The sequence below is a fragment of the Rickettsia endosymbiont of Ixodes scapularis genome, assembly GCF_000160735.1.
Classification (GTDB): Bacteria; Pseudomonadota; Alphaproteobacteria; order Rickettsiales; family Rickettsiaceae; genus Rickettsia; species Rickettsia tamurae.
Map to the genome: position 1 here is coordinate 919,119 of NZ_CM000770.1, position 4,299 is coordinate 923,417.

Consider the following 4,299-nt stretch of genomic DNA (forward strand, 5'->3'; position numbering starts at 1 on the left):
ACCTGGTTTTTCAGCATAATTCCTAAGTAAATTGTTACCCATCAATGTTATCTTGTGGCAGAGCATAAATTTTATTTTCCTTTATTAGATAATTAACTTCATTAATTTGTATATTATTATCATGCTTAAAATGATGTAGTATAGTACAATTACTATTAGTGTCAAAAAATTCTATGGTATGCCAATTTCCTAATAAATCATTTTTATTAATGTAGTTATAATAAGCACTGATATTATAATTAGCATGTTTTAAAACCTTCTCAAATTTTAAACTATTTTCTAATGCTACTACATTATCATAATTTATTACCTCAATATGCTTATTATCTTGAGGTAGCTTATTTGTATTTTTAACAATCTCTAAGATAGACTTCTTATCTTCGATGGTTAGTATGCCATCTCTTTCATCTATTTTCCCTTTTATGGATATGATATTTTTTTTAGGATTATTATTAATCTCACACCATCCTTGCACGGATCCTCTACTACTACAAACAAAAATAAAATACCGAGGAAAACCTCTACTAGTAAAGGTCATTTCATCTAATACAGATTGTAAATCATCTACTATAAAACTATAATATGATTTATACTCAGTGTGTATGCCTTGTATAGATAATGTAAAAGCCTTGTTATTAAGATGCTGCATATTGATAATAACGTCAGAAGCATTTTTATTCTTAATATCAATTCTGCTAATACTAGGTGCTTCTAATAATATCTTAAATGTTAGTACATTAGGACTTACTTCTATTATATCATTATTACGAAGGTGATTATGTTGTAGCATTGTAGCACCTTTGGCATATAATATTTCTATATTTGGAATATCTATAGTTAATTTCCCATTTATAAGAAGATGTTCTAAGTTAAGCTTTAAGTAATCTTTATTTTTTAAAACAATATGACTGGTGATATCATCTGAATAGATGCTTCTTACTTGCATATCACTTGTATTACCGCTTATATAAGCGTTATATCCTTTAAAGAGCTTGCTATTTAAAAACTTTATACTTATAGAGATAGAATTATCTTCTAATCCAAAAGAGCTAGTACCATCTAGGTAATAGTTACTAACTACACGTTTGCTATCATCATTTAATATAAAATTATGATTTTTATTATCAAATAATCCAATCTGATCTGGATAAGGTTTATGATATATTTGAGCAGTAACCACATATGGACTAGTAGCATTAGTATTATTTTGTTGATGATTATTTAACTTATCTAACCTACTTAATCCTTCTTTAGTAAAATGTAATTTCATATCTCCTTCATTAGGATCAAAATTAACATAAATAGATTGTTGCTCGGTACTATTATTGTTACCATATAGTACTGCAAGACCATCACCAGATATTTGTAATGCAGCAGTGTCAACACAATTGTTGTTTTGTTCATCACTAATTACAGAAGAAATTCTCTTATAACCAGAGTTCTTTTCTAAAAAGACATTATCCTCCATACAGAAACGACTATTTTGAGGTTTAAACTCAATCACAGTATTTCCTACCTGAGGTACATCATATAACATTTTAGGTACTTTTATTATTACTAAACCATAACTAGTATTTATTTGAGTACTCAATCTATCGACTAAAGATAGGTTAAGATCCACTAATTGTCTTTCTGTAAGTATTGATTGTAACTTATCTTGCTCAAATCCTAAATTCATTAAGAACGCTTCACCAAATGAAATATCTAAGTGATACTGCTTACGTAAGGCTATTGCTCCATAAACTAATTGTTCTGCCATCAATCCTACCCATAATGGACCTAGTTCTAATCCAAATAGCTCTGCAACCATTAATCCTATGGTAAAATATTGCTCTCCTAATTGATGTTTGATAATACCGGCTTCTTCTGAATCAGCAGGCAAGTTATTTAATTGCTTATGTAATTCTATAATTGAATGAATTGTTAATATCTTAAATATAGGACTTGTTATTGGTAATTTTTTAAGTAATGTTATTCTACTTTTAGGTAATACTGATCCCAATTTACTTATTAGTGAATCATACATCTTATTAAAAGCCATATCTCCTAACATCATTTCACTAGTTTTTTGCAATCCTTCAAAATTACCAGTATTCATTGATCTAATGATATCAGGCAAGAAAAATAATGTTTGACTAGTTATCCCAAGTTCATGAGCACGTTTTGAGGCAATAGAATAAAGCTCTTTCACATTTTTTAGTGATGATTCTTTTAATTCAGATGAAATTTCTGGATTTTTTGTCATTTCTTTTGCAAGAACTTGCCAAGATAAATCAGATAAATCTTTAATATTAATAGATTCTGATGCTTTTAACTTGTTACTAACCTCGTTATGATAAGAATATAGTACACTTTTTGTACTTTCAGGCATATTATTAATATATGCAGTATCTACCTGGAAGTTATGTTGTTTTACTAAATTAACTAAAGATTTACGTGCTTGCGGATCTAAAGAGGACAAGACATTATGTAATTCTTCCATTCTAATAGAAATTCTTCCAGAGTATTTAATAAAAAAATCCTCATGCAATGCCATAAGCTCCGGTACTTTACCATCTAAAAAGAATAACTCTCTTACCACTTTTGCTGGTATTCCCTTTATGTTTGAGAAAGATCCTTTATCAAGTAATACTAAATCAGAAACAACTTGATCAGGATTCCAGAATTTAGTTTGCTTTATCTTATTGGTAATTTCCTCTGGTACATTTTGTTTTAAAGTAAACAAATCATATTCTATACTATTACTACACCATTTAAAAAATGCTTCAGCATATAATTCTATATCCGAAAAACTTACTCCTTCTTTGGTTTGAAAGCTTTGCCTATAGTTCAAATCTGGACTATGTATCTGATAGCGATTGCCATCATATGATACTAATAAGGAATGTTTACTATTATCAAATAACCAAGCACGACTTGATAAATCAATTTCTGCTCCTACTAAATCTAATATCGTATCTTTAGGGTATGTATTACAGAAGTCTTGTGCTTCCTGATAATGAGTTTGTAATAATTCCTGTTCTCGTAAACTATGGTTTATTTCTCCTTCACTAATTATATCTCCTATATTTAGTGCATAAGTAAGAACATTGTCCGGCTTGATGTTTGGATTAGTAGGTTCTGGATGCTCTGAAGCTACAAGATATGCTATTTGTGAATATAGTCTTGCACTGAATTTAGAAGATTCTGCGACATTTTCTTCCAATGGTTCATATGGAAATATCTCTTTAGTTTCTTCTTCTTGACATAGATCACGTTTAAGACGTTTCTTACTAGAAGTACGAGTAGAACAACCAGAGCCAGATGCTTGCAAATTTATATTATCTCTATGTTCCTCTAGATTTTCTAGATTAAACTTTACTTTTTTTATAGGTGAATCACCACCATCTATTCCTTTCCTCTTTAATATACCACTCGTACCAGCTTGCTCTCCAATACTTACTCTAACTCTACTACCATCTTGCCCAGATTCCACGTTCCTATCACTGCTTTCTCCTGCTACTATTGACTTATGTTCATCTTCTAAACTCTGAACAGACCTTTCTAAAATAGAATCTATTTCCCCTTGTATAGTATTTACTTGGTTATCTATGTGTTGAATTCTTAATCTTGCTACTTCAATAAACTTGCTAATATCTAATTCTTGTGCTTTTATTAAAAAAGTCCCACATTGCACCTTAGAACATATATTTACATCTACATCCTCAGATAGAGGATCAAGATTTAGTTTTGAAAACAATTGTTGTGAATATTGATAGTTTAATAAAGGAAATATTTTTATAATGGATATATTTTTTTCTAAAAAAATTTTTATTATAGAAGTAGAAATTACTTTTTGAGTATCGCTTTTTACTCCAATCACATAAAATTTTTCAGTAATTTGTGAAGATTGTAATTCTATCAGATCTTGTTTTAACTTCTTAATTAACCTAGTTTGTTGTTCTTGTTTTAGTTGTTCAATATGTTGCTCTTTTGGTATCTCATCATTTGGATTATATTCCACAATATCTATATTGATCAGTTTATCATTTGATCCTGTAGATAATATCTTTTTAATATTCTCTTTGTTATAAAGCTTTTGTAGTTCTGTATCTGTATCCATGCTAGAATCACTATCTGATCTCCTGGGAGATAATAACCTTTGATCTAAACTAGGAGAAAAACCCACCCAAAGATGATATACCTTCACTAGAACGCCAATCTATCGATATATCAGGATTATCTTTTACATACTCTTTCCAGTCTCTTTTCCACTGATTGATTAAACTTATACCAAGTGATTCCTGTGTTTCTATCAAC

The 4,299-nt window shown here is 29.4% G+C and carries 1 protein-coding gene; it reads right to left on the minus strand.

Going from position 1 to position 4,299, the window contains the following annotated elements; translation table 11 throughout:
• Positions 1-34: 34 nt before the first annotated feature.
• On the minus strand, positions 35-4,102 hold the full coding sequence (locus REIS_RS04690) for a hypothetical protein (protein WP_008580126.1): 4,068 nt from the start codon (positions 4,100-4,102) through the stop codon (positions 35-37).
• Between the last annotated feature and the right edge of the window lie 197 nt (positions 4,103-4,299).

What these genes read in the sequence shown, in the direction of transcription:
- REIS_RS04690 (WP_008580126.1), bottom strand. Translation starts at nt 4,102, where the DNA reads ATGGATACAGATACAGAACTACAAAAGCTTTATAACAAAGAGAATATT.